This window comes from Stenotrophomonas sp. ZAC14D2_NAIMI4_6 (assembly GCF_003086875.1).
GTDB lineage: Bacteria > Pseudomonadota > Gammaproteobacteria > Xanthomonadales > Xanthomonadaceae > Stenotrophomonas.
In genome coordinates, this window is record NZ_CP025996.1 from 438,573 (window position 1) to 463,289 (window position 24,717).

General features: G+C 65.8%; 19 protein-coding genes. 11 read left to right on the forward strand and 8 right to left on the reverse strand.

Going from position 1 to position 24,717, the window contains the following annotated elements:
- Nucleotides 1-11: 11 nt before the first annotated feature.
- The 7 genes from C1933_RS01930 (at nucleotide 12) to C1933_RS01960 (ending at nucleotide 6,294) form a co-directional block, all read left to right on the forward strand.
- Nucleotides 12-1,559, forward strand: a complete 1,548-nt coding sequence (locus C1933_RS01930; RefSeq protein ID WP_108751961.1) for a serine hydrolase domain-containing protein — start codon at nucleotides 12-14, stop codon at nucleotides 1,557-1,559.
- Nucleotides 1,486-2,205 carry a M15 family metallopeptidase gene (locus C1933_RS01935; RefSeq protein ID WP_108751962.1) on the forward strand — a complete coding sequence of 240 codons (720 nt, stop codon included), beginning with the start codon at nucleotides 1,486-1,488 and terminating at the stop codon, nucleotides 2,203-2,205. Before C1933_RS01930 ends, C1933_RS01935 begins: the two co-directional genes overlap by 74 nt.
- 135 nt (nucleotides 2,206-2,340) lie before the next feature.
- Nucleotides 2,341-2,712, forward strand: coding sequence for a hypothetical protein (locus tag C1933_RS01940; RefSeq protein WP_108751963.1), 372 nt, complete (start codon nucleotides 2,341-2,343; stop codon nucleotides 2,710-2,712).
- A gap of 227 nt (nucleotides 2,713-2,939) precedes the next feature.
- Entirely contained in the window at nucleotides 2,940-3,362 is a 423-nt protein-coding gene (locus C1933_RS01945) for an EF-hand domain-containing protein (protein WP_108748269.1), read from the forward strand.
- Between the two features lie 93 nt (nucleotides 3,363-3,455).
- Nucleotides 3,456-4,205, forward strand: coding sequence for an HAD family hydrolase (locus tag C1933_RS01950; RefSeq protein WP_108751964.1), 750 nt, complete (start codon nucleotides 3,456-3,458; stop codon nucleotides 4,203-4,205).
- A gap of 31 nt (nucleotides 4,206-4,236) precedes the next feature.
- Nucleotides 4,237-4,725 (forward strand): hypothetical protein, encoded by a 489-nt coding sequence (locus tag C1933_RS01955; RefSeq protein ID WP_108751965.1) that lies wholly within the window; start codon nucleotides 4,237-4,239, stop codon nucleotides 4,723-4,725.
- Between the two features lie 207 nt (nucleotides 4,726-4,932).
- Nucleotides 4,933-6,294: a VOC family protein gene (locus tag C1933_RS01960; RefSeq protein WP_108751966.1), complete on the forward strand. Its 1,362-nt coding sequence runs from the start codon at nucleotides 4,933-4,935 to the stop codon at nucleotides 6,292-6,294.
- A 96-nt stretch (nucleotides 6,295-6,390) separates the two neighbouring features.
- Here C1933_RS01960 and C1933_RS01965 read toward each other — a convergent pair whose 3' ends face one another.
- Nucleotides 6,391-7,908, reverse strand: coding sequence for an acetyl-CoA hydrolase/transferase family protein (locus C1933_RS01965; protein WP_108751967.1), 1,518 nt, complete (start codon nucleotides 7,906-7,908; stop codon nucleotides 6,391-6,393).
- Nucleotides 7,909-8,273: 365 nt separating this feature from the next.
- Here C1933_RS01965 and glnE point away from each other — a divergent pair, with 365 nt between their 5' ends.
- On the forward strand, nucleotides 8,274-11,069 hold the full coding sequence (gene glnE, locus C1933_RS01970) for a bifunctional [glutamate--ammonia ligase]-adenylyl-L-tyrosine phosphorylase/[glutamate--ammonia-ligase] adenylyltransferase (RefSeq protein ID WP_108751968.1): 2,796 nt from the start codon (nucleotides 8,274-8,276) through the stop codon (nucleotides 11,067-11,069).
- A 1,261-nt stretch (nucleotides 11,070-12,330) separates the two neighbouring features.
- On the opposite strand, the gene C1933_RS01975 is transcribed toward glnE, so the two are convergent.
- The 3 genes from C1933_RS01975 to C1933_RS01985 form a co-directional block, all read right to left on the reverse strand.
- The gene (locus tag C1933_RS01975; protein ID WP_108748275.1) at nucleotides 12,331-12,894 is read right to left on the reverse strand and encodes a queuosine precursor transporter; all 564 of its coding nucleotides are present in this window, start codon (nucleotides 12,892-12,894) and stop codon (nucleotides 12,331-12,333) included.
- A 100-nt stretch (nucleotides 12,895-12,994) separates the two neighbouring features.
- Nucleotides 12,995-13,495 carry a hypothetical protein gene (locus C1933_RS01980; RefSeq protein ID WP_108751969.1) on the reverse strand — a complete coding sequence of 167 codons (501 nt, stop codon included), beginning with the start codon at nucleotides 13,493-13,495 and terminating at the stop codon, nucleotides 12,995-12,997.
- Between the two features lie 104 nt (nucleotides 13,496-13,599).
- Nucleotides 13,600-14,559 carry a mitochondrial fission ELM1 family protein gene (locus C1933_RS01985; protein WP_108751970.1) on the reverse strand — a complete coding sequence of 320 codons (960 nt, stop codon included), beginning with the start codon at nucleotides 14,557-14,559 and terminating at the stop codon, nucleotides 13,600-13,602.
- Between the two features lie 130 nt (nucleotides 14,560-14,689).
- Here C1933_RS01985 and C1933_RS01990 point away from each other — a divergent pair, with 130 nt between their 5' ends.
- On the forward strand, nucleotides 14,690-15,280 hold the full coding sequence (locus C1933_RS01990; protein ID WP_108751971.1) for a malonic semialdehyde reductase: 591 nt from the start codon (nucleotides 14,690-14,692) through the stop codon (nucleotides 15,278-15,280).
- Between the two features lie 83 nt (nucleotides 15,281-15,363).
- Nucleotides 15,364-16,071: a YceI family protein gene (locus C1933_RS01995; RefSeq protein WP_108751972.1), complete on the forward strand. Its 708-nt coding sequence runs from the start codon at nucleotides 15,364-15,366 to the stop codon at nucleotides 16,069-16,071.
- An 806-nt stretch (nucleotides 16,072-16,877) separates the two neighbouring features.
- Here the strand turns inward: C1933_RS01995 and C1933_RS02000 are convergent.
- From C1933_RS02000 to C1933_RS02010, 3 genes are all read right to left on the reverse strand, one after another.
- Nucleotides 16,878-17,279, reverse strand: a complete 402-nt coding sequence (locus C1933_RS02000) for a hypothetical protein (RefSeq protein ID WP_108751973.1) — start codon at nucleotides 17,277-17,279, stop codon at nucleotides 16,878-16,880.
- A gap of 165 nt (nucleotides 17,280-17,444) precedes the next feature.
- Nucleotides 17,445-18,242 carry a siderophore-interacting protein gene (locus C1933_RS02005; RefSeq protein ID WP_108748281.1) on the reverse strand — a complete coding sequence of 266 codons (798 nt, stop codon included), beginning with the start codon at nucleotides 18,240-18,242 and terminating at the stop codon, nucleotides 17,445-17,447.
- 63 nt (nucleotides 18,243-18,305) lie between these two features.
- Nucleotides 18,306-18,869, reverse strand: a complete 564-nt coding sequence (locus C1933_RS02010) for a PadR family transcriptional regulator (protein ID WP_108751974.1) — start codon at nucleotides 18,867-18,869, stop codon at nucleotides 18,306-18,308.
- A gap of 578 nt (nucleotides 18,870-19,447) precedes the next feature.
- Between C1933_RS02010 and aceE the strand changes: the two genes are divergently transcribed.
- Entirely contained in the window at nucleotides 19,448-22,135 is a 2,688-nt protein-coding gene (aceE, locus tag C1933_RS02015; protein ID WP_108751975.1) for a pyruvate dehydrogenase (acetyl-transferring), homodimeric type, read from the forward strand.
- Between the two features lie 75 nt (nucleotides 22,136-22,210).
- Here the strand turns inward: aceE and C1933_RS20065 are convergent, their stop codons facing one another.
- On the reverse strand, nucleotides 22,211-24,577 hold the full coding sequence (locus tag C1933_RS20065; protein WP_159093928.1) for a hypothetical protein: 2,367 nt from the start codon (nucleotides 24,575-24,577) through the stop codon (nucleotides 22,211-22,213).
- Nucleotides 24,578-24,717: the final 140 nt, after the last annotated feature.

A 24,717-nucleotide genomic window follows, 5' to 3' on the forward strand; every position in this document is an offset into this window, starting at 1 on the left:
GTTACGCCGGCATGGCCCTGCTGGCACTGGCACCGGCGGTCCACGCACAGGCCACCAGCACCGCATCCATCGATGCCGATGTAGCCGCCGTGGTCCAGCACGAGCACCTGCCGGGCATCGCCCTGGCCGTGGTGGAAGACGGCCGCGTGGCCTACCGCTACGTCCAGGGCGCACGCGGCGATGGTGGACGCATCGACGAAGACACGCTGTTCAAGATCGCGTCCAACAGCAAGGCCATGACCGCCGCCCTGCTGGCCCGCTTGGTGCAGCAGGGAAAACTGCGCTGGGATGACCCGGTGCGCAGGTACCTGCCTGCCTTCCGCATGCATGACCCCTGGGTAGGCGAGCACATGCAGGTGCGCGACCTGCTGATCCACAACAGCGGCCTTGGCCTGGGTGCGGGCGACCTGATGCTGTGGCCCGAGCCCAATGCCTACACCCGCGCCGACATCATTGCCGGGCTGGCCCACCTGAAACCGGTCAGCAGCTTCCGCAGTGGCTATGCCTACGACAACCTGATGTATGTGGTGGCCGGCGAAGTGGCCGCCGCCGCCGGCGGCAAGCCCTATGACCAGCTGCTGCGCGAACAGGTGTTCCAGCCGCTGGGCATGCGGCGCTGCCAGGTGGGTGCGTGGTCGGTGAAGCGCGTGGGCAACGTGGCGCAGCCACATACCGTTCGCGATGGGCAACCGGTGGTGGTCAACGCCGATGGCGCGCGCAGCCCTGATCTGACATCGATGGCCGCCGGTGGCATCCGCTGTTCGCTGGCCGACATGACCCGCTGGATGCAGGTACTGCTGGACCCTGCGCTGGTGCCCGATTGGCTGGGCAGCGAGCAGCGCCGCACGCTGTGGACCCTGCACATGCCCATGCCGCTGGGCGAACGCCAGCGCCGTTGGGACAACGCGCACTTCTACGGTTATGGCTATGGCTGGCGGGTTTCAGACATGGACGGGCAGTGGAAGGTGGCGCACACCGGCACGCTGTCGGCCATGTACTCCTCGCTGGCGCTGCTGCCCGACCGCAAGGTGGGCGTGGTGATGCTGATCAATGGCGAAGGCGAGGATGCACGCACCGCGCTGATGCAGTCGATGTTGAAGGGCTACACCGCGCCCGAGCAGGCCGCTTCTGCCATGAGCTACCTGGCCGAACTGGCCGCCGATCGCGCGGTGCGTGCGGCCAGCGCTGGCGGGCGGCCGTCCACCGCCGGGGCGCGCGCGGCTACGTCTGAAGACCTGACGCGCTGGCAGGGCCGCTATCGTGATCCCTGGCTGGGCAATGCGTCGCTGTGCTCTGGGCCGAAGGGGCTGCGCTTTGCCGTGGAAAAATCACCGAAGCTGCAGGCCAGCGTGCAGCAGGTGCAGGGGCGCTGGCTGCTGCACTGGGATACGCTGGGTGAGCAGGCACAGGCATGGCTGCAGCCGGGCGACGGCGCGCCGCCAACGCTGGACCTGCGTGCCATCGACCCCGAGATCGACTTCAGCTATGACTTCCAGGATCTGCATTTCACTCGCACTGGCGATTGCGCTGACAGCGGCGGCGACGTCCCGCGCCGCTGAGCCACCACGAGTTTCCCCAGCCACTGATGCTGCGGCGGCGGGGCTGGTGGAGATCCGCACCGTGTCGCCGCAGATCCAGCTCGATATCCGTTATGCCGGCGCGAACAACTTCACCGGCGCCCCCGTGCCGGGCTACCAGGCGCCGGCCTGCTATCTGCTGGCACCGGTGGCGCAGGCGCTGGCGAAGGTGGAAGCCGACCTGCGCAGCGCCGGTTATGGCCTGCGCGTGTATGACTGCTACCGGCCCGTGCGGGCGGTACAGGCGTTCATGGCCTGGGTGCACGATCCGCATGAGCAATCGCGCAAGGTCCTGCAGTACCCAGACCTGGACAAGCCGCAGCTGCTGGCCGACGGCTACATCGCCGAGCGTTCGGGCCACAGCCGTGGCGCCACCGTCGACCTGGGCCTGCTGGATTGCCGCACGGGCGCGTGCGTGGTGATGGACATGGGCACCGATTTCGATTTCTTCGGCGTGCGCGCGCATACCGAAACACCGGGGCTGACCCCGGCGCAGTGCGGCAACCGCCAGCAGCTGCTGCAGGCCATGGCCCGGCGTGGGTTCGCCAACTACCCGCAGGAATGGTGGCATTACACCCTGCAGCCCGAACCGGACCCCGGCACCGCCTACGACGTCCCCGTGCAGTAGATCCACGCCACGCGTGGATGGTGTTCGATGGCCGTCCAGTTGCTTCAGTCGAGCATGGCTCGACTCTACAGGGGTGCAGGGCGCAGCCCTGCCGATGGAATTACACTGGCCGCCTCTCCCTGCACGCGCGCCCGCATGAACCTTCCGCTGCACTTCGGCCTGCTTGGCACCCTGGAAGCCGGTGGCATCGCCCTGCTGGTGGGCCTGCTGATGTACCTGCTGATGCTGCGCGTGGTGCGCGGCCTGGGCGGTTCGGTGAACCAGGCCATCGGTGCTGCGTGCGTGCTGGCGGTGATCATCGGCGCCGGCATCGATATCTGGAAGCTGTTCTACATGGGCATCGTGCGGTTGGAGTCGCCGCTGTATGCGCGCATCTTCCTGTCCACCATCCACGATCCCAACGAACTGGGCAGCCGGGTGGTGCTGGAAATCGCCGGCGCGCTTGCCGGCGTGGCGCTGGGATGGATTGTGTTCAGTTCGCGGTCATCCGCGCAGAACGTCGACTGACGCAGGTTTTTCGTTGCGTACAGGTTAAATCCGCGCGCGCTGAATGCGTGCCTTATGAGCCGCTCACTTTGCGCTAACCACTGCGCTAAAGCATGTGCACGGCTGAGTGGTTAATGCCGCGTGGTGGCGCCGGTCGCGGCGCAAAATCGATTCAGAAACGGGGTGGCAGGGTAGGTGCCGTGCGGAAACAACAGGCCGCGCAACACCACCCAAAGGAGACATCCCCTATGACGATTCGCAACCGTAAGCCCCTGATCGCCCTGGTCGTTGCTGCTGGCAGCCTGCTCACCCTTCCGGCCATGGCGCAGTCCGCCCAGCAGCAGGCCGCGCAGGCACAGAATCAGGCCGCGCAGGCCCAGCAGTCGGCGGCACAGGCCGGCCAGGCCGCTGACCAGGCCAGCAACGCGGCGGCCGCAGCGTCGGCGCAGGCCAGCGGTGGCGGTGGCGGCGGCCAGACCTGGGCCAGCATCGATACCGATGGCAACGGCACCATCAGCAAGGCCGAGGCGCAGGTGAACGCGGGCCTGGCCCAAGTGTTCGACCAGGCCGACGCCAACAAGGACGGGGAACTGAGCCCCGATGAATACAAGGCCTACGTGGCGGCCCAGCAGGGCGCCGCGGCCGGTGGCAACGCCGCGCCGGGCCGCTGATCCAACACCGTCGGGACAACCGGTGCATGGGGACCCGGGCGGCTTCGGCCGCCCGGGTTTTTTCTGCGTGCCGGGGGCCTGTATCCTTGTGCGATGAACACCTCCATGCCCGCGCCGTCGCGCGCCATCGGCCTGGTCGGTTTTGACGGTGACGATACGCTGTGGAAGAGCGAGGACTACTACCGCAAGGCCGAGCAGGATTATCTGGACCTGCTGTCGCGCTACATCGACGTGCACGACACCCGCACCGCGCGCCACCTGCTGGAAGTACAGCAGCGCAACCTGGGCGTGTTCGGTTACGGGGTGAAGGGCATGGCCCTGTCGATGATCGAAGCGGCCATCGACATCACCGGCCAGCGCATCGAAGCCAAGGACATCCAGCGCATCCTGGACATTGGCCATGACACCCTGCGCCACCCGGTCGAGCTGATCGACGGCGTGCGCGAATCGGTGGCGGCCATCGCCGAACACTACCCGGTGGTGCTGATCACCAAGGGCGATCTGTTCCACCAGGAAGCGAAGATCGATGTCGCCCGCCTGCATGACCTGTTCCCGCGCATCGAGATCGTGTCCGAGAAGGACCCGCAGACCTACGCCCGCGTGCTGGCCGAATTCGAACTGCCGATCTCGCAGTTCGTGATGGTCGGCAACTCGCTGCGTTCGGATATCGAGCCGGTGGTCACCCTGGGGGGCTGGGGCATCCATACCCCGTACGCGGTTACCTGGGCCCACGAAACCGAACACGGGGTGGCCGAGGACGAGCCGCGCATGGTCACCGCCGATACCGCCTGGGACTGGCCGGCTGCGCTGGCCGCCATCGAGGCCAAGGCCACCGCGGCCTGACAGGGCGCAGCGGCTGCGGCAGAATCGGGGCATGAACCTGATCCTGCGCGCGCTGCTGTCGATCCTGCTACTGGTGCCGGCCACCGTGCTGGCCCAGCAGACCGCCGAACGTTCGGCGGCCTATGAAGTGAACAGCGGCGACAGCTGGCTGGATGCCCAGTTGCAGGACATCAACCATTACGCAGAGCGCTACCCCGACGCCTTCCTGGACGAAGTCTCGCGCTATGCCGACGTGCCGCGCGCCTATGTCAGCGCGCTGTTCACCGCCCATGGCTGGCAGGCCGGCGATATCTACTTCGCCTGCTTCTGGGCCAAGGCCAGCGGCCAGACCTGCCGCGACAGCGTGCGTGCCTTCAGCCAGAACCCGGAAGGGGGCTGGGAAGCGGTGGTCGAGCGCATGCCGGTGAAGCCGACCAATCTGCACGTGCGCGCCGTGCGCCACGCCGTGGTGGCCAGCTTCGAGCACTGGGACCGGCCGATCACCCTCGATGCCACCCTGAAGCGCCAGCTGGGCCGGTAGCGCCGGGCCATGCCCGGCGAGTGCGAACCAAGGTTCGCACCTACCAAAGCAGTCCGCGGCTGCGGCCATGCCCAGCGAGGGCCCGGTAGGTGCGAACCTTGGTTCGCACGCCCCTATCCGTCATGCTGCTGTGCGTCTCGCCGCGGCCACGCGCTGCGGCGACAATAGGCATTCGCGTTGTTCCCCGTTCCCGTGATCGAGTAACCGATGAGCGCCTCTTTCGTTTCGCCTGATCTGATCCGCCGCCTGTTCGCCCAGGCCATGTCCCGCCTGTACCGCACCGAAGTGCCGCTGTACGGCGCACTGGTGGACCTGGTGGAGCGCATCAACACGCAGGTTCTGGAAGAAGACCCCGCACTGGCCGCGCAGCTGGAGCGCAACGATGAACGTGCGCGCCTGGACGAAGAGCGCCATGGCGCCATCCGCGTCGGCACGGTGCAGGAACTGGCCACCCTGCGCCGCCTGTTCGCGGTCATGGGCATGTACCCGGTGGGCTACTACGACCTGTCGGTGGCGGGCGTGCCGGTGCATTCCACCGCGTTCCGCCCGCTGACTGCCGCCGCGCTGGCGCAGAACCCGTTCCGCGTGTTCACCTCGCTGCTGCGGCTGGAACTGATCGAAGACGCTACCCTGCGCGCCGAATCCGCGCGCATCCTCGAGCGCCGCCGCATCTTCACCGACGGCGCGCTGGCGCTGATCGACCAGGCCGAGCGTGACGGTGGCCTGTCGCAGGCCGATGCCGAACGCTTCGTGGCCGAAGCGCTGGAAACCTTCCGCTGGCACGGCGATGCCACCGTGGATCTGCCCACCTACCACGCCCTGCACAACGCGCACCGGTTGGTGGCCGACGTGGTCAGCTTCCGCGGCCCGCATATCAACCACCTGACGCCGCGCACGCTGGACATCGATGCGGCGCAGGGCGCGATGATTGAACAGGGCATGGCCGCCAAGGCGGTGATCGAAGGCCCGCCGCGCCGCGCCTGCCCGATCCTGCTGCGGCAGACCAGCTTCAAGGCGCTGGAAGAGGCCGTGCATTTCCCGGATGCGGAAGGCGGCGACGCCGGCACCCATACCGCGCGCTTCGGAGAGATCGAACAGCGCGGCCTGGCCCTGACGCCGAAGGGCCGCGCGCTGTACGACCAGCTGCTGGCGCAGGCGCGCGATGCTGGCGGTGCCGGCAGCACCGGCGGCGATTACGGCCAGCGCCTGCAGGCGGTGTTCGCCAGCTTCCCCGACGACCATGACACCCTGCGCCAGGAAGGCCTGGGCTACTACCGTTACCAGCTGACCGAGGCCGGGCGTGCTGCGCCGGAGCGCGTGGCCGATCTACCGGCCGAAGTGCTGGTGGCGGCGGGCCTGGCCACGGCCGACCCGATCGTCTACGAAGATTTCCTGCCGGTCAGCGCCGCAGGCATCTTCCAGTCGAACCTGGGCGGCGAAGAACAGCGCGCCTATGCCGCGCACGCCAACCGCGAGGCCTTCGAGCAGGCGCTGGGCGTGGCGGTGAATGACGAGTTCGAGATCTACGAGCGCCTGCAGGCTGAGTCGCTGGCGGCGCTGCGCGGTTGATGCAGGGCAACCGCCGGGCATGGCCCGGCGCTACCGCTCCCTGTAGAGCCGAGCCATGCTCGGCTGTACGGAAAAACAGTCGAGCATGGCTCGACGCTACATACCCTGCATCGTGCCGGTATCCAGCCAACGCTGGTGCCACGACAGCGCCTCGGGCAGCAGGTGCGGGGTGTGCTTGCCGTAGCTTTCGCGGCTGGCACGGTCGAAGTAATCCTGCAGCTGCGGGCGGAAATCCGGGTGCGCGCAGTTGTCGATCAGCACCTGCGCGCGCTTGCGCGGGGTCAGCCCACGCAGGTCGGCCAGGCCCTGTTCGGTCACGATCACCGATACGTCGTGCTCGGTGTGGTCCACGTGGCTGGCCATCGGCACGATTGCCGAAATGCTGCCGTTCTTCGCCGTGGACGGGCTCAGGAACGCCGACAGGAAGCCATTGCGGGCGAAATCACCCGAACCGCCAATGCCGTTCATGATGCGCGTGCCCATCACGTGGGTGGAATTCACGTTGCCGTAGATATCCACCTCGATCATGCCGTTCATGCCGATGCAGCCCAGGCGGCGCACCAGTTCGGGGTGGTTGGAGATTTCCTGCGTGCGCATGATGATGCGCTCGCGGTAGAAATCGATGTGTTCCTTGAACGTTTCGTTGGCCTGCGGGCTGAGAGCAAAACCGGTGCACGAGGCATAGCTCAGCACCCCGTCGCGCAACAGGTCCAGCATGCCGTCCTGGATCACTTCGGTGAACGCGGCCAGGTCGCGGAAACCGCTCTTGGCCAGGCCGGCCAGCACGGCGTTGGGAATATTGCCCACGCCCGACTGCAGCGGCAGCAGGTTCGGCGGCAGCCGGCCCTTCTTCACTTCGTGCTTCAGGAATTCGATCAGGTGCGAGGCGATCTGTTCGCTGGTGCCATCGATCGGGCTGAACGGGCTGTTGCGGTCCGGGCCGTTGGTGCGCACCACGGCCACGATCTTGTCCGGGTCGCAGCGCAGCGCGGTATCGCCAATGCGGTCGTTGGCGTTCACCAGCGGAATCGGCTTGCGGTGCGGCGGCAGGGCGGTGCCGTAGTAGATGTCATGCATGCCATCCACGCCGGCCGGCTGCCACTCGTTCACCTCGACGATCACCTTCTTCGCCAGGTCCAGCCAGGTCTTGTTGTTGCCCACCGAAGTGGACGGCACCAGCGAACCGTCTTCGCGGATGGCCGACACTTCGATCACCGCGGTGTCGATCTCGCCGTAGAAACCGAACCACACGTGCTGGGCCACGTGGCTCAGGTGGATGTCGATGTAATCCAGCTTGCCCTCGTTGATGCGGTTGCGCGCATCCGGGTCGCTCTGGAAGGGCATGCGCATGGCGATGCCATCGGCCTTGGCCAGCGCGCCATCCAGCTCCGGCGCGGTGGAGGCGCCGGTCATCAGCTTGATCTGGAAGGGATTGCCCTGGGCGTGCACCGCTTCGATGCGGCGGGCCAGTTCCACGGGAACGGCCTTGGGGTAACCGGAGCCGGTGAAGCCGCTCATGGCCACGGTTTCACCGGGCTGGATCAGCGCGGCTGCGGCCTCGGCAGAGACCACGCGGTCACGAAGACGCGCGTTGGCGATGCGATCAACAGACATGACGACAGTGTTTCTGGGGGGAAAGCTCGATTATCGGCCATCCCCCCCGGTACGGGGCGTTCTACCTTCGTGGAATGGCTTTTCCGGGGCCGGGGCTACCATACCCAGCAGTTTTGTTTTGCAGTGCAGCGTGCATTGTCCGTCCGCAGCCCGCACGATGGCCCTGCATCCCGACGTGGGGGAGGGAGCAGAGCCCGCTGGCAGTTCGCTGCAAGCGGGCTTTTTTATTGCCCAACGCCCAAGCTGAATACGCAGTGCCCCGCGTAGAGTCGAGCTTGCTCGACTGCTCTGCAACGGCCAGTCGAGCAAGCTCGACTCTACGACCAGCCGTTGGCAAAGACATCCGGCCCCGCGAGAATCGGGGCATGACAGTTGCCCCCACCGAAGTGCCCGCTTCCCTGCAGCCCCTGGTAGATCGCGCCTTGGCGCGCCTGGCCCAGGCCGTGCCCGAGCCCATCGCCGCCGAACGGCTGCCGTTCCTGGCGCAACTGGCCGTGGCCAGCGATTTCGCCCTGGATACCCTGGTGCGCCAACCCAGCCTGCTGGCCCAGCTGGCCGCGCCGGGCTGCCCGCCGGTGCCGGCGCCGGTGCTCGACCCGCTGCAGCCCAGCGACTGGCCGGCGCAGCTGCGGCGCTGGCGCACCGCCATGTCCACCCGGCTGATCTGGCGCGATCTGGCCGGCCTGGACGACGTGCCGCAGACCCTGGCCGGTGCCACCGTGCTGGCCGAAGACTGCCTGCGGCTGGCCCTGCAGGCGCTGCAGCAGGAATTCGCCCAGCGCCACGGCGTGGTGCGCGATGGCGACGGCCAGCCGCTGCAGCTGGTGGTGTTCGGCCTGGGCAAGCTGGGCGGCGGCGAACTCAACTTCAGTTCCGATATCGACCTGGTCTACGCCTACCCGCACGGCGGCGAATCGGACGGCCCGCGCCCGCTGGCCGCCGAGGAATACTTCGCCCGCCTCGGCCAGCGCCTGGCCAAGCTGCTGGACGACACCACCGTCGATGGCTTCAGCCACCGCGTGGACCTGCGCCTGCGCCCGTTCGGCAGCGCCGGCCGGGTCGCACTGTCCTTCGCCGCCATGGACCAGTATTTCCAGCGCGAAGGCCGCGACTGGGAACGCTACGCCTGGCTGAAGGCGCGCACCGTGGCCGGCGATATCGCCGCCGGCGAGGCCTGGCTGCAGAGCCTGCGCCCGTTCGTGTACCGGCGTTACCTGGATTTCACCGCGCTGGACGGCCTGCGCGAGATGAAGGCGGCGATCACCGCCGAAGTCGCCCGGCGCGAGCTGCACGAAGACATCAAGCGCGGCGCCGGTGGCATCCGCGAAATCGAATTCCTGTGCCAGGCGCTGCAGTTGATCCGCGGTGGCCGCGAACCGGTGCTGCGCGAGCGTCGCCTGCTGGTGGCGCTGCAGGCGCTGGTGAACGCCGGGCAGATTGCCCCGGACGATGGCGCGGCACTGCGCGAGGCCTACCTGTTCCTGCGCCGGCTGGAAAACCGCCTGCAGATGCTGCGCGATGCCCAGACCCATGTGCTGCCAAGCGACCCCCTGGACCGCGAGCGCATCGCCACGGGCCTGGGCTACCCGCACTGGGACGCGTTGCGCGCCGCGCTGGCCGAACAGCAGCAGCGGGTCAGCACCGAATTCGCCGCCTTGCTGGCGCCGCGCCAGGGCCAGGCTGCGCCCGATGCGCTGGCCAGCTACTGGCGCAGCCTGCCCGAGGGCAGCAATGCCGAACTGCTGGCCGAGGCCGGTTTCTTCGATGCCAACGGCGCCGACCAGTCGCTGCGCGACTTCGCCCAGAGCACCGGGGTGAAGGCGCTCTCTGACAACGCCCGAGCGCGCCTGGATCGCGTGCTGCCGGCGCTGCTGCATGCCGCCACCCGTTCGCCGCAGCCCGATGCCGCGCTGAAGCGCGTGCTGGGCCTGCTGCAGGCGGTCCTGCGCCGCACCAGCTACCTGGCACTGCTGGACGAACAACCCAGCGCACTGGCGCGGCTGGTGGATGTGCTGGCGCGCAGCGCGCTGCTGGCCGAACGCCTGGCCGCCTACCCGCTGCTGCTGGACGAACTGCTGGATGTGCGCGTGTCCGGGCCGATGCCCGCCTTCACCGGCATGCTGGCCGAATGCCGGCAGGTGCTGCCGGTGGAAGACCCCGAATCGCAGCTGCGCTGGTTGAACGAAACGCGCCTGGCGCTCAGCTTCCGTATGGCCATGGCCACGCTGGACGGCCGCCAGGGCGCGGTGGACAGCACCCGGCAACTGGCCGAGCTGGCGCAGGCGGTGGTGATGACCGTGCTGGCCCTGGCCGAGGCTGACATGCACGCCGCCCACGGGCAGGTGCCCGGCGGGCGCTTTGCCATCATCGGCTACGGCAGCCTGGGCGGGCTGGAACTGGGCTTCGGTTCCGATCTGGACCTGGTGTTCCTGCACGACCACCCGGCCGGCGTGGAAACCAGCGATGGCCCGCGCCCGCTGGAACCGGGGCGCTGGTACGCGCGCCTGGCGCAGAAGGTGATGGCGCTGCTGGGTGCGGTTACCGCCGCCGGCCGCCTGTACGACATCGACGTGCGCCTGCGCCCCGACGGCGGCAAGGGCTCACTGGTGTCCTCGCTGGCCAGCTACACCGAATACCAGCGCGAACGCGCGTGGACCTGGGAACACCAGGCGTTGGTGCGCGCGCGCGGCGTGGCCGGCGATGCCAGCCTGCTGGCCGATTTCGAACAGGTGCGCGCACAGACCCTGGGCCGCGTGCGCGACCCGGACACCCTGTATGCCGACGTGCTGAAGATGCGCGGCCGCATGCGCAGCGAACTGGACCGCAGCGATGCCGGCCGCTTCGACCTGAAGCAGGGGCGCGGCGGCGTGGTGGATCTGGAATTCCTCTTGCAGACCGGCGTACTGGCGCGCAGCGCACAGCAGCCCGCGCTGCTGCAGCCGCGCGACACGCCCTCGCTGATCGACGCACTGGCGGTGGCGGAATTCCTGCCTGCCGCTACCGCGCAGCAACTGCAGGGCGCGCATGCCGCGCTGCTGGATGTTGGCCTGGCTTGCACGCTCGATCGCCGCCCACGCCTGGCCCCGCCCACGCCTGCGATTGAAGACGCCTGCAGCGTGATTACCGCCGCGTGCGTGGCCGCAGGATTGCCGTTCGCGTGATGCGCGCCCGGCCGGGAACCCGCTCTGGGGAACCCGCGCTTGGTAGGTGCCAACCTTGGTTGGCACACGCGGAACCCGCAGGCCAACCAAGGTTGGCCACTACCGGGTCATGTGGCCGGCGGGGAATGCGCTTTTGGTAGGTGCCAACCTTGGTTGGCACGCACGGAACCCGCAGGCCAACCAAGGTTGGCCACTACCGGGTCATGTGGCCGGCCGGGAACCCGCTTTTGGTAGGTGCCAACCTTGGTTGGCACGCAAGGAACCCGCAGGCCAACCAAGGTTGGCCACTACCGGGTCATGTGGCCGGCCGGGAACGCGCTTTTGGTAGGTGCCAACCTTGGTTGGCACGCACGGAACCCGCAGGCCAACCAAGGTTGGCCACTACCGGGTCATGTGGCCGGCCGGGAATGCGCATTTGGTAGGTGCCAACCTTGGTTGGCACGCACGGAACCCGCGGGCCAACCAAGGTTGGCCACTACCGGGTCATGTGGCCGGCCGGGAATGCGCTCTTGGTAGGTGCCAACCTTGGTTGGCACGCACGCAACCCGCAGGCCAACCAAGGTTGGCCACTACGGGGTCATGTGGCCGGCCGGGAACCCGCTTCTGGTAGGTGCCAACCTTGGTTGGCACGCACGGAACCCGCAGGCCAACCAAGGTTGGCCACTACCGGGTCGTGTGGCCGGCCGGGAACCCGCTTTTGGTAGGTGCCAACCTTGGTTGGCACGCAGAGACCGCGCAGGCCAACCAAGGTTGGCCACTACCGGGTCATGTGGCCGGCCGGGAACCCGCTTCTGGTAGGTGCCAACCTTGGTTGGCACGCAAGGAACCCGCAGGCCAACCAAGGTTGGCCACTACCGGGTCATGTGGCCGGCCGGGAATGCGCTTTTGGTAGGTGCCAACCTTGGTTGGCACGCAGAGACCGCGCAGGCCAACCAAGGTTGGCCACTACCGGGTCATGTGGCCGGCCGGGAATGCGCATTTGGTAGGTGCCAACCTTGGTTGGCACGCAGAGACCGCGCAGGCCAACCAAGGTTGGCCACTACCGGGTCATGTGGCCGGCCGGGAACCCGCTTCTGGTAGGTGCCAACCTTGGTTGGCACGCAAGGAACCCGCAGGCCAACCAAGGTTGGCCACTACCGGGTCATGTGGCCGGCCGGGAATGCGCATTTGGTAGGTGCCAACCTTGGTTGGCACGCACGGAACCCGCAGGCCAACCAAGGTTGGCCACTACCGGGTCATGTGGCCGGCCGGGAACCCGCGCTCAGCGCAGTTCGCTGCGCAGCGGCGCCATCTTCCACAGCAGTGCGCGGAACGGGGCCAGCAGGCAGACGCCGATGGCCAGCTTCACGGCCAGGTCGCCGGCGGCCCAGCTCACCCACGGCAGGGTGGAACCGGCAAAAGCGATCGACCAGAAAATGGTGGTGTCCACCGTGGCGCTGCAGGTGGTGGCCACCATCGGTGCGCGCCACCAGCTGCCACGGCGCAGGCGGTCGAACACGGTGATGTCCAGCAGCTGCGCCACGATGAACGCCGAGCACGAGGCAATGGCAATGCGCGGGGTGGCCACCCACACCGACAGCACCACCGCCACCAGGAAACCGATCCACGCCACGCGGCGCGCCGGGCCGGGGCCGAAGCGGCGGTTGATCAGGTTGCTGACCAGGAACGCCACCGGGTAGCTGAAGGCACCCCAGGTCAGCCAGTCATTGATGGGGTACTGCACCAGTACGTTGGACAGCAGCACCACCGCACCCATGGCCAGCACGGCCAGCACCAGGGCGCGCGGGGTCAGGGGAGCAAACACGGGGGCAGGACGCACGGACATGGCGGGCGGGAAGGAAAAAGGAATCGGCCATTATCCCCCCGTACCCACGCAACGCCAAAAACCGCCGTTCAGGCGGCGCGGCAGCCTCGGTACAGCGTGCTCAATACTGCGTGTTCCAGCCCTGCGATGCCGGCGCCGGTTCGGGAATATGGGTCAGCGGGCGGCCCTGCGCGTCACGCGCCATCAGCCCTTTGCGGCCTTCGGACGGGGTGTGGTCGAACTGCACCTGCTGCCCCACGTGGAACAGCACCGACGGGTCACCCACCTGGTTCGGCCAGCGCACCGCAGCGGTATTACCCGGCTGCCCCGGCTGCTGCAGCAGCACCTCGCGTTCGCCATCCACGTTGGTGCCGATGGACACCACCTGCATCGGCGGCGGCGCGCCATTGGACGGAGGCGTGGGCGCCTGGCCCGGCGGCGGGTTGCGTGCGGCTTCGTCGGCGGCGGCCATGCTCGCTACCAGGCCGGGTGAAACATCCAGGCGTACCGGCTCCGGCGTGTTTTCCACGATGTGATAAACGCGCCGCGCATCGGCAGGGGCGGTGGCCAACAGGCCCATGGCCAGTGCCAGGGCGGCGGCAGTGCAGGGCAGGGTACGCATCGTCTGTTCCTCCATGGAGCGAGCGGGCGCGGGGCGGCCCCGCGTGGCCGATCATACCCAATGCCCGTGGCGGCGTTGTGCGGCCGGCACGGGCGCGCCTGGCGTCAGCCCAGCCCCAGCCGGGCCTTCACTTCGGCCGCCACCCGCGCGGTTTCGCGCAGCGGCTCGATGGCCGCGCACTGCCAGTCCAGCCAGCGCGGTTGCAGCCGCCCGCGTTCGCGCAGCTGCTGCTGGAAGCGCGCCAACCGGCCCTGTGCGGTATCGGCCAGCGCCACCGCCACCGGCAGCCGCGTGGCGCAGGCCTCGGACAGCAGGTTCACCGAATCGGGCGACACCACCACCCGCTGTGCCCAGCCCAGCAGCCCGGCGTAGGGGTTCACGCCATCGCCGCCGTCGCCCCAGATCACATGCGGCAGGTCGGCGAAGATGGCGCGCAGGGTCTCGGCCAGCGCCGGCGGTGTGCGCCGGGAAGTGGTGGCCAGCAGGCTGCCGCCTTCGCTGCGCAGCTGTTCGGCCAGGGCCTGGAACACGCGCACCATGCCGGCTTCGTCCCACGGCGCCAGCGGCGTCGGCCCGCCCACCAGCAGCGCGGTGCGCGGGCCGGGCAGGGCATGGAAATCGGCGAAGGCGGCGCGGCCCAGGCTCAGCCAGTCATCGTCCACCGGGTTCAGGCTGCCCAGCAGGGTCAGCACATTGCTGCCGCGCAGGGCATCGTGTTCGGGCACCACCAGCAGGTCCCAATGGCGGGCGGCAATGCGCGGGTCCAGGATCTGCACCACCTTGCTGCCCCGTGCACGCAGCACACGCAGCGCGCCGGCGGCCTGGCGGCCACAGCCGATCGCCAGCGGCGGCGGCTCGGCAGCCAGTGTCGCCAACGCCTCACCGTAGCCGCGCACATCCCCCGGCAGGCGGCGCGGCGACAGCCAGCGCCACGGTGCGCGCGGCTGCAATACCAGCGGGCGGTGGGTGCCCAGGCGCAGCGCCGAAGCCAGCGCCACGGCCTGGCGCACATTGCCTGCACGGCCGTCCGTGATCGTCCACGGCGCGCTCGATCGTTTCACCATTGGCATTAATTCGTTTCAGCCCTGCTGGGTGTTGCAACAGTCGCGACACTCTACACTGCGGCTCATTGTTTCGCGCCGCAGCCCCTGCGCTGCTTCGCCCTTTTCCCTGTTGCTGCCCTGGAGATCCACGATGTCCCACGCGCTTGACGCTGCTGCACTGGACCAGCTGTTCCGCACCGCCCGCACCCAGAACGCATTCACCGACAAGCCGGTGGACGACAGCCAGCTGCACGCGCTGTACGAACTGCTGAAGTGGGGCCCCACCGCCGCCAACGGCAGCCCGGCGCGTTTCGTCTTCGTGAAGTCGGCCGAAGCCAAGGCCAAGCTGGCCCCGGCGCTGTCCGAAGGCAACCATGACAAGACCCTGGCCGCGCCGGTCACCGTCATCGTGGCCTTCGACGAAGATTTCCACGAAAAGCTGCCCTACCTGTTCCCGCACACCGATGCCAAAGCCTGGTTCGACGGCCCGCGTGAAGGCCGCCACGAAGGCGCGTTCCGCAACGGCAGCCTGCAGGGTGCGTACCTGATCCTGGCCGCACGCGCGCTGGGCCTGGATGCCGGCCCGATGTCCGGCTTCGACAATGCCAAGGTGGACGAAGCGTTCTTCGCCGGCACCAGCATCAAGTCGAATTTCCTGGTCAACCTGGGTTACGGTGACCCCTCGGGCCTGTTCCCCCGTCTGCCGCGTCTGTCGTTCGACGAAGCGGCGCGCATCGCGTAAGTCGCTGTCTCGGTTTCGGCCCAGCCACCTTGGCGGGCCCCTGCTGCACCGTGTACCCACCCTACGATCCGGAGAGTTTCCTGATGAGCGCCACCCGTAAACTGCTGCTGCCGCTGGCCCTGACCCTGGCCATTGCCGCCTGCTCGAAGCCGGCCGACACCGCTGCCCCGGCCGCCGATGCTGCCGCCCCGGCCACCACCGAACAGGCCGCCACCCCGGCTGCCGACGCCGCTGCTGCGGCCCCGGCTGCCGAAGCGATCCAGATCGCCTCGGGCACCTACAAGCTGGACCCGAGCCACACCGACGTGCTGGCCCAGTGGAGCCACTTCGGCTTCTCCAACCCCAGCGCCCACTTCGGCAACGTGGAAGGCACCCTGGTGTACGACGCCGCCGACGTGACCAAGAGCACCGTGGAAGTGAAGCTGCCGCTGAGCGGCCTGAACAGCTTCACCGCCAAGTTCGACGAACACCTGAAGAGCGCCGACTTCTTCGACGCCGCCAAGTTCGCCGATGCCACCTTCAAGAGCACCAAGGTTGAAGCGGCCGGCACCAACAAGCTGACCGTCACCGGCGACCTGACCATCAAGGGCATCACCAAGCCGGTTACCCTGGACGTGACCATCAACGGCGGTGGCGAGCACCCGATGGCCAAGGTGCCGGCGGCGGGCTTCGACGCCACCACCACCCTGAAGCGCAGCGACTTCGGCGTGGGCGCGTACGCCCCGAACGTGAGCGATGAAGTGAAGATCCGCATCACCACCGAAGCCACCGGCGAAAAGCCGGCCGCTTGATGTAACCCGCTCACTCGTCGTGAGAAGGCAGAAGGCCCGCTGAAAAGCGGGCCTTCTTTTTTGGGGAAACCGCTTTGGTAGGTGCCAACCTTGGTTGGCATGCCGATAATCCCGTGGGCCAACCAAGGTTGGCCACTACCGGGTCATGACCGCCGGAATTCGCTTCGGCACGCGCGCCATGTCATGGCCGCCGAAACCCGCTTTGGTAGGTGCCAACCTTGGTTGGCACGCTGGTAATCCCGTGGGCCAACCAAGGTTGGCCACTACTGGGTCATGACCGCCGGAATTCGCTTCGGCACGCGTGCCATGTCATGGCCACCGGAATTTGCTTTGGTAGGTGCCAACCTTGGTTGGCACGCCCGTTATCCCGCGGGCCAACCAAGGTTGGCCCCTACCGGGTCATGACCGCTGAAACCCGCCTCGGCACGCGCGCCATGTCATGGCCGCAGGAAACCGCTTTGGTAGGTACCAACCTTGGTTGGCACGCCGGTAATCCCGTGGGCCAACCAAGGTTGGCCCCTACCGGGTCATGGCCGCCGGAATTCGCTTTGGCACGCGTGCCATGTCATGGCCACCGGAATTTGCTTTGGTAGGTGCCAACCTTGGTTGGCACGCCCGTTATCCCGCGGGCCAACCAAGGTTGGCCACTACCGGGTCATGACCGCTGAAACCCGCCTCGGCACGCGCGCCATGTCATGGCCGTCGGAATTCGCTTTGGTAGGTGCCAACCTTGGTTGGCACGCCGGTAATCCCGTGGGCCAACCAAGGTTGGCCCCTACCGGGTCATGGCCGCCGTACCCCTGCGATCACCGCTGCGCGATCAACCATGCGGCGCATGCGTCGCTGGGGCTCTGCTTGGCTTTCACGGCCATTCCGCTTACCCGCACGAAGGTCTGCGCGGCCTGCGCCACCACCTGGCGGGCGATCAGGGCGGCCTGCTTGGTGGCGGCCTGCTGCTTGCGCAACTGCACGATGTGCACCGACGGGCGGCCCACCGGTGCGTACTTCTGGTCGCGGCGCAGTACATCGGCCACCTGGGCCACTTCGAATTCGGCCTGCAGGTAGCGGTGCTCGGCGTCCAGCAGTTCGCGCAGCGGCGCGCGCAGGGCGGCGGCGTCGGCGAAGGCGGCCAGGGCGGTATCGCAGGCGGTGTCATCGGCGAAACGGGTACGCAGCTTGTCGATGCCGGCCAGGGTCAGCTTGCCCATGGTGGGCCTCACAGGTGCGGGAAAGGAGCGCGATTGTGGCAGAGATCGTGGCGATGCGTTTCTGTAGAGTCGAGCCGTGCTCGACTCCGTCGAACAGCAGTCGAGCATGGCTCGACTCTACAGAACAGCGGCAGTCGAGCATGGCTCGACTCTACAGAACGGCGATCAATCGCCGTCGGTTTCGTCCGGGTGGGCCTTCCAGTAGCCGGTGGAACGAATCCAGTCGCGCGGTACGCCCAGGTGGCCTTCCAGGAACTTGCGCATCATGCGCGCGCGGCGCGATTCGGTGGCGATCCAGTAGAAGGTGTCACCGTCGGGGGCTTCGAAATCGGTGAACTGGTCTTCCAGCAGGGTGCTGGTGGCGGCCGGGAAGCCGTTGCGTTCCAGCCAGTGGATGCGCACGTTTTCGTACTGCGGCAGGTCCTGGCGCTCGTCTTCGTCGCTCACTTCAATCCACGCCTGCACTTGCGCGTGCTCGGGCAGCACGTCCAGCCAGCGGGCGATGGCCGGCAGCGCGGTTTCATCGCCAATCAGCACGTAGGCATCGTAGGTGTCGGCCACCACGAACGAGCCGCGCGGGCCGCCGATGGCCAGGGTGTCGCCCGGCTGCGCGCGCTGTGCCCACGGCCCGGCAATGCCCTGGTCGTGCAGCACGAAGTCGATGGCCAGCTCGCCGGTTTCGTGGTCCCACCAGCGCGGGGTGTAATCGCGCGCCGGCGAATGTTCCTTGCCCTCGGGGTAGCGCGGGCCCTCGGCGGTCATGGTGGGCAGCACCATCTCGCCGCTGCTGTTGGGGAAGAACAGCTTGATGTGATCGTCGGCGCCGGGCGAATCGAAGCCGGCCAGGTCGGCACCGCCCAGCACCACGCGGCGCATGTGCGGGGTTACGGTTTCGGTGCGCAGCACGGTCAGCTGGCGGAAGCGCACATCCAGGCGCAGTCGCTTGTTTTCATGGTCGGTCATGTCAGTACCTGTAGCGGTAAGGTCGCGCGGGGCGCGCGGCAAAGGGGGAAGACCTGGCGGGCGTCAGTCTGGCTCGGTCGGGGTGATCGGCAGCGGTCCATCGCCCAGAGATCCGTTCAACAACGCGGCGGCGTGCTGCAGGTGGGCGGCCACCTGTTCGGCCTCGCCTTCGCGCCAGCGGCCGTGGTGGCGCACCAGCGCCTGCTTGAATTCGCGCAGGGCCGCGGCCAGCGGCGCCGGCAGCGAGGCCTTGGTGATCTCGCGGGCACGGTCGAATGCGCGGCGCTGGGCCAGCCGCACCTGCGGCCGCTGCACCTTCAGTTCGAATTCGCCGGCGGCGGTGATGCGGAACACGCGGCGGCCGTCTTCTTCGTGCGATTCCACCCAGCCGGCCTGCTCGAAGCTGGCCAGCAGCGGGTACATGGTGCCGGCGCTGGGCGTGTAGGCCTGCATGAACAAGCCGCTGATGTGCTGGATCAGCTCGTAGCCGTGGCGCGGCTGTTCGCCAATCAGGGCCAGCACCAGCAGGCGCAGGTCGCCGCGGCTCAGCACGCGCGGCTGGCCATTGCGGCGGGGCACTTCGGGGGATGGGGCCGGGCGGGCCCGCAGGGTAGCGGATCGGCTCATTTCGATATATCGGTAACGAGTGCGCAAACGATATATCGATAAGCCGGACCGGACAAGTCCAGATTCGGGCCAAACCCATGCTGCATTCAGGCCACGGCGGGCCCCAACGAGAGAACCCACCGCAAAGCTGCGGTGGGTTCTGGGCGAAGCAGCTGCGGCGCCAGGTGGCGGGCGCCGCAGGGGAAGGGGCTGCCTGCGCGGTGCAGCTTCCCGCCCGGCCCACGGCCAATCCAGAGGCAGGCGCGACATGTTGGCGGCGGTTCATCGCCAGCCGCCAGAACGCCCCTACAACGGCGCAGGCCTTGCCCTACAACGGTCATCGCCAGCGGTAACACTGCGTCCTGCCGATGCACCCAGCGGTGCAGAAGCGACAGCGGAGCAGGGGGCCTGCCGCCCGCAGGTGCCTGAAAAACCAGACTGTCCGGCGCCGGGACAGCCCGGGACAGGCCTTGCGGACACAGGCCAAACGCCTCCATACGGCAGCGTAGCGAAGTGACGAAAGCCCTTGGTGCGCTACACTTTGCGGTCTAGAAATCTATACAACAGTCGCGCGCGTGCGTGCGGTAATGGGAGCGCTAATGAACTGGTTGAACGAAGTGCTGAACAACGACACCAATCCTGTTGAAACCCAGGAGTGGATCGAGTCGTTGAAGGCCGTCATTGATGTCGAGGGCCCCGAGCGCGCGCATCAGCTGCTGGAAGGCATGGTGGAACTGACCCGTCGTTCGGGTGCGTACCTGCCGTTCTCTCCCACTACCGAATACGTGAACACCATCGAGCCGCAGCTGGAGGCCAAGAGCCCCGGCAATGCCGAGCTGGAATGGCGCATCCGTTCCATCATCCGCTGGAATGCGATGGCCACCGTGGTGCGCGCCAACCGCAAGCCGGGTGACCTGGGCGGCCACATTGCCTCGTTCGCTTCCGGTGCCACCCTGTACGACGTGGGCTTCAACCACTTCTGGCGCGCCCCCAGCGACAGCCACCCGGGCGACCTGCTGTTCATCCAGGGCCACAGCGCCCCGGGCATCTACGCGCGTTCCTTCCTGGAAGGCCGCATCAGCGAAGAGCAGCTGGACAAGTTCCGCATGGAAGTGGACGGCGGCGGTCTGTCGTCGTACCCGCACCCGTGGCTGATGCCCGATTACTGGCAGACCCCCACCGTGTCGATGGGCCTGGGCCCGCTGGCCGCCATCTACCAGGCGCAGTTCATGCGCTACCTGGAAAACCGTGGCCTGATCGAAAAGAGCGACCGCAAGGTGTGGTGCTTCATCGGCGACGGCGAGAGCGACGAGCCGGAAACCCTGGGCGCCATCGCGCTGGCCGGCCGTGAAGGCCTGGACAACCTGATCTTCGTGGTGAACTGCAACCTGCAGCGCCTGGACGGTCCGGTGCGCGGCAACGGCAAGATCATCCAGGAACTGGAAGGCGTGTTCCGTGGCGGCGGCTGGAACGTGATCAAGCTGCTGTGGGGCGGTTACTGGGATGCCCTGCTGGCCAAGGACACCGACGGTGTGCTGAAGAAGCTGATGATGGAAACCGTCGACGGCGAATACCAGAACTGCAAGGCCTTCGGTGGCGCGTATACCCGCGAACACTTCTTCGGCAAGTACCCGGAAACCGCCGCCATGGTGGCCGGTCTTTCCGACGACGACATCTGGCGCCTGAACCGTGGTGGCCACGACCCGCACAAGGTGTACGCCGCCTACCACCAGGCCGTGAACACCAAGGGCATGCCGACCGTCATCCTGGCCAAGACCGTGAAGGGTTACGGCATGGGCAGCGCCGGTGAAGCGCTGAACCCGACCCACCAGACCAAGAAGCTGGACGACGAAGCGGTGCGCCACTTCCGCGACCGCTTCAACATTCCGGTGACCGACGCGCAGCTGGCCGACGGCCAGGTGCCGTTCTACCACCCGGGCCCGGATTCGCCGGAAGTGCAGTACCTGCAGGAACGCCGTGCCGCGCTGGGTGGCTACCTGCCGCAGCGCCGCCGCAAGGCCGAAAAGAGCTTCAACGCACCGAAGCTGGAAACCTACGAGCGCCTGCTGAAGAGCAGCGGCGAGCGCAGCTATTCCACCACCATGGCCTTCGTGCAGAGCCTGAACATCACCCTGCGTGACAAGGAACTGGGCCCGCACATCGTGCCGATCGTGGCCGACGAAGCCCGTACCTTTGGTATGGAAGGCCTGTTCCGCCAGATCGGCATCTACGCGCCGTTCGGCCAGAAGTACAAGCCGGTCGACGCCGACCAGCTGATGTTCTACCGCGAAGACCAGAGCGGCCAGGTGCTGCAGCAGGGTATCAGCGAGCCGGGCGCGATCAGCTCGTGGATGGCTGCCGGTACCAGCTACTCGGTCAGCAACGTGCCGATGCTGCCGTTCTACATCTACTACAGCATGTTCGGCTTCCAGCGCGTGGGCGACATTGCCTGGCAGGCCGCCGACATGCGTACCCGCGGCTTCCTGCTGGGCGGCACCGCCGGCCGCACCACGCTGAACGGTGAAGGCCTGCAGCACGAAGATGGCTTCAGCCATCTGGTGGCCGGTGGCATTCCCAACGTGCGCAGCTACGACCCGACCTTCGGCTTCGAAGTGACGGTAATCCTGCAGCACGGCACCAAGCGCATGATGGAAGACCAGGTAGACGAGTACTACTACCTGACCCTGATGAACGAAAACTACACCCACCCGGAAATGCCGGAAGGTGCAGCCGAAGGCATCGTGAAGGGCATGTACCTGCTGACCGACGCCGGCAAGCCGAAGAAGGGCGACCTGCGCGTGCAGCTGCTGGGTTCGGGCACGATCCTGCGTGAAGTGATTGCCGCCGCCGAGCTGCTGGACAAGGACTTCGGCGTGACCGCCGATATCTGGAGCTGCCCGAGCTTCAACGAACTGCGTCGCGATGGTTTCGACGTGGAACGTGCCAACCGCCTGCACCCGGAAGGTGATCAGCGCAAGGCCTACGTGACCGAGCTGCTGGACGGCCGCCAGGGCCCGGCGATTGCCGCCACCGACTACGTGCGTGCGTATGCGGACCAGATTCGTGCGTTCGTGCCGATGTCTTATACGGTGCTGGGCACGGATGGTTTTGGCCGTTCGGATACCCGTGCGAACCTGCGTCGCTTCTTCGAGGTTGACCGGTACTACATCGCGCATGCCGCGATTGCGGCGCTGGCGAAGGAGGGGAAGATGACGGCTAAGGATGTGGCTCGGGCGATCAAGCAGTACAAGATTGATCCGGAGAAGGCTAACCCTGTTGGGGTTTGACTTGGTCAACTGGTAGATGTGAAGAAGGGCGGCCATTGGCCGCCCTTTTTTTACTTGCGCCGCTAAGGTTGTGACCTATGCGAGCGCCCTTACGCGAGCGACGAGCGGATCCGTCGAGGTTTCCGGAGCGCTCAGAATTTTGCTCATTCGTGCTGTTTCATGCCTGTTCTTAACATACAGTGGTTCGCCACCGTTCTTGTCTTTAGAGGTCAAACCTTCCGAAATCATAATCTCTAGAACATCTGATACATAACGCTGTGCATTTGTATCGAGGCCCCGATAGAATGCATTTTCTTTCCGAGCCCGGCCTGATTGCAAGAAAAGCTTTCGAGTGATCACCATCAGTACTCTTACTGGTAGCGGTAGGTCGGCTTCCAAAATGTCGGCGTTGGTCCTGACGCCATCGCTGAACTCATCGACCATGCAGTCACTGTCAAGCAGGAGCGGAATATCACCAGCCGAATGGGCTCCGGCGATGGTTTTAATCAAACAGCCCTGAAGACGAGAGCGCGCGCAAAGCTCACTTGATGGATCTACCTCAAGATGGTCGATGATGCATTCGGTCAGGTATATAAGTCCGCTTGAGTTAACGGACCCAGATAGGTCCATGTCCCTGATGTGGATATCGCGAACGACGACGTTAGAGGCAAGTGCTGCCCCGAGGGCAATTCCACTCTGAAGAAGATCCAGTCGAAGCGCGGAAGTCGGCTCGGAACGATCGATCGCGGGTTGTGCATTTTTAGCGCGCAAATCGTTCTTCAGTATCGCTTTGACGACCGCGATTCCAATCGCAGACAGCGGCCGCACTGTCCGCTCGATATCTCCGACCGAAGACCATGGCTCAACAAAGAACTGGGCAACCTCGGCGGCTCCAAGCGCGCACTCAAAGTCTTGATCGACGAAGGCTCGTGATTCAGTTCCCGATGTCGGTACGCCGAGTCCGGGCAGCCTCTCCAATAGGAGGATTCCCTGCTCATCAGGCTCGTAACCGCAAATCTCCATAAATGCGTTAGTCAAATTCTTTCGTGAGAGGATGGCATCGCCATCCAGCCCCCTAGATATTGTCGACACACGTTCCAGCACGCGCCGAATCGTAGTTGCGTCAAGCTGACCGGAGATTCTTGATTCGCGTTCACAAATTCGCTGAATAAGCTCGTTCCATCCCTCGCCTACCGATGATTGCAGCTCATGAACACCTGCCAAGTGTCCTCTCAAAGCAAGCGTTGCTACGAACAGCGGGCGCTTTGGAAGCCATGCAGGTGTGACAGCAGTCGGTACGCCAGAATTGGTGAGTAGCGCGTCGACTTGCTCTTGAGTGAAATCATTAAGCGTAACTTCCAGGGCACTGAAGACGCCAAGGCATTGACGGAGCTCCTTGTGGCTATCGAAGTAGTACTCTCTGCCAGCAACAGCAACACCAGCTCCGCTAGGCTGCTGTGCAATCATCTCCCTGACGGCTTGCAAGCCTCGAAACCTAAGCTCTTGAAGTTTTGACCAGCGGCCTTGGAATCCGAGTGAGGTGATCTCATCAAATCCGTCAAGTAAAAGTATCACGTAACCTGCACGCCAAGCTCTGACCAGCCTAGTGGTAGAGCTGAATCCGATGATTCGGGCGTGTCGCTCCAGGATTTCGTCTGGGTATTGAGCGCCGCTGTGCTCTCTTAGGTTTATGTGTACCGGAAACTTTGAGGATTTTCCGGAAAGGTAGCGCTCAGAAAGAGTCCGGAAGAGCTCTCTGAAGATCATGCTCTTGCCTGCTCCGTAATCAGCAGTCAATGATACGGTCTTACCAGCCTCAAGCTCACGGGCTATCTCCGAAACTCGCAGGGTATTAAGAGAATTCCGTTCCTTGAGGTCTACGGAAACAAAATCAACATCCGTGGCCGATTCACTCGGGCTGTGTACGCTTCCAAATTTATGCAAGCGTCGAGCGTGGATGTACTCCGTTGCATCGATCAACTTGGCTTGGAATTGATTGAAGCTAACCGCATGAACGGGATAGCCGTGTGTTCTAGAGGTGCTGCGTTGCAGATCAGTTGGCTCGTGCTTGGTTACAAACCAGCACTTCACGACCTTGTCGATGTTGGACTTGCGCATCTCCGACGCAAGCTTTGCGAGCTTCTTGCAATCCTGGCGCGCTTTCGCTTCCGAACGATCAATGGTGGCTTCGATGAGGTGGATAACATCCTCTTCATGAAAGACGCCATCTCGCTCGCGCCCTTCAATGTTCTCGGCACCTGAAGATGGGGTGTGTGGCCATAGCATTCGAGCTACCGCAAGAACCTGAGCTTCGAACTCCTTTCCTGTCACAATAAAATGCCCCCTGTTGGCTAATTGCGACATTGTGACACGTGAAGAGCGTGTTGGGAGTTCGTGTTGGGACGCGATAGTGCACAGAACATTGCCAGCCCCGTCAAAATATTGACTTCCGTTCTTGTGCATGAGATTTCATGTCATAGAGGGGTTGTTGTCAGGATCGCGATCCATGACCAGCGGGGCTATAGCTAGCTCAAGGAAGAGGCGAGGTGGGCGTGGGGCACGACATTAAAGTAAGTTTTGGTCGGGATATTGCTTAGTAACTC

What these genes read in the sequence shown, in the direction of transcription:
- C1933_RS01930 (WP_108751961.1), top strand. Translation starts at nt 12, where the DNA reads ATGGCCCTGCTGGCACTGGCACCGGCGGTCCACGCACAGGCCACCAGC.
- C1933_RS01935 (WP_108751962.1), top strand. Translation starts at nt 1,486, where the DNA reads ATGACTTCCAGGATCTGCATTTCACTCGCACTGGCGATTGCGCTGACA.
- C1933_RS01940 (WP_108751963.1), top strand. Translation starts at nt 2,341, where the DNA reads ATGAACCTTCCGCTGCACTTCGGCCTGCTTGGCACCCTGGAAGCCGGT.
- C1933_RS01945 (WP_108748269.1), top strand. Translation starts at nt 2,940, where the DNA reads ATGACGATTCGCAACCGTAAGCCCCTGATCGCCCTGGTCGTTGCTGCT.
- C1933_RS01950 (WP_108751964.1), top strand. Translation starts at nt 3,456, where the DNA reads ATGAACACCTCCATGCCCGCGCCGTCGCGCGCCATCGGCCTGGTCGGT.
- C1933_RS01955 (WP_108751965.1), top strand. Translation starts at nt 4,237, where the DNA reads ATGAACCTGATCCTGCGCGCGCTGCTGTCGATCCTGCTACTGGTGCCG.
- C1933_RS01960 (WP_108751966.1), top strand. Translation starts at nt 4,933, where the DNA reads ATGAGCGCCTCTTTCGTTTCGCCTGATCTGATCCGCCGCCTGTTCGCC.
- C1933_RS01965 (WP_108751967.1), bottom strand. Translation starts at nt 7,908, where the DNA reads ATGTCTGTTGATCGCATCGCCAACGCGCGTCTTCGTGACCGCGTGGTC.
- glnE (WP_108751968.1), top strand. Translation starts at nt 8,274, where the DNA reads ATGACAGTTGCCCCCACCGAAGTGCCCGCTTCCCTGCAGCCCCTGGTA.
- C1933_RS01975 (WP_108748275.1), bottom strand. Translation starts at nt 12,894, where the DNA reads ATGTCCGTGCGTCCTGCCCCCGTGTTTGCTCCCCTGACCCCGCGCGCC.
- C1933_RS01980 (WP_108751969.1), bottom strand. Translation starts at nt 13,495, where the DNA reads ATGCGTACCCTGCCCTGCACTGCCGCCGCCCTGGCACTGGCCATGGGC.
- C1933_RS01985 (WP_108751970.1), bottom strand. Translation starts at nt 14,559, where the DNA reads ATGGTGAAACGATCGAGCGCGCCGTGGACGATCACGGACGGCCGTGCA.
- C1933_RS01990 (WP_108751971.1), top strand. Translation starts at nt 14,690, where the DNA reads ATGTCCCACGCGCTTGACGCTGCTGCACTGGACCAGCTGTTCCGCACC.
- C1933_RS01995 (WP_108751972.1), top strand. Translation starts at nt 15,364, where the DNA reads ATGAGCGCCACCCGTAAACTGCTGCTGCCGCTGGCCCTGACCCTGGCC.
- C1933_RS02000 (WP_108751973.1), bottom strand. Translation starts at nt 17,279, where the DNA reads ATGGGCAAGCTGACCCTGGCCGGCATCGACAAGCTGCGTACCCGTTTC.
- C1933_RS02005 (WP_108748281.1), bottom strand. Translation starts at nt 18,242, where the DNA reads ATGACCGACCATGAAAACAAGCGACTGCGCCTGGATGTGCGCTTCCGC.
- C1933_RS02010 (WP_108751974.1), bottom strand. Translation starts at nt 18,869, where the DNA reads ATGAGCCGATCCGCTACCCTGCGGGCCCGCCCGGCCCCATCCCCCGAA.
- aceE (WP_108751975.1), top strand. Translation starts at nt 19,448, where the DNA reads ATGAACTGGTTGAACGAAGTGCTGAACAACGACACCAATCCTGTTGAA.
- C1933_RS20065 (WP_159093928.1), bottom strand. Translation starts at nt 24,577, where the DNA reads ATGCACAAGAACGGAAGTCAATATTTTGACGGGGCTGGCAATGTTCTG.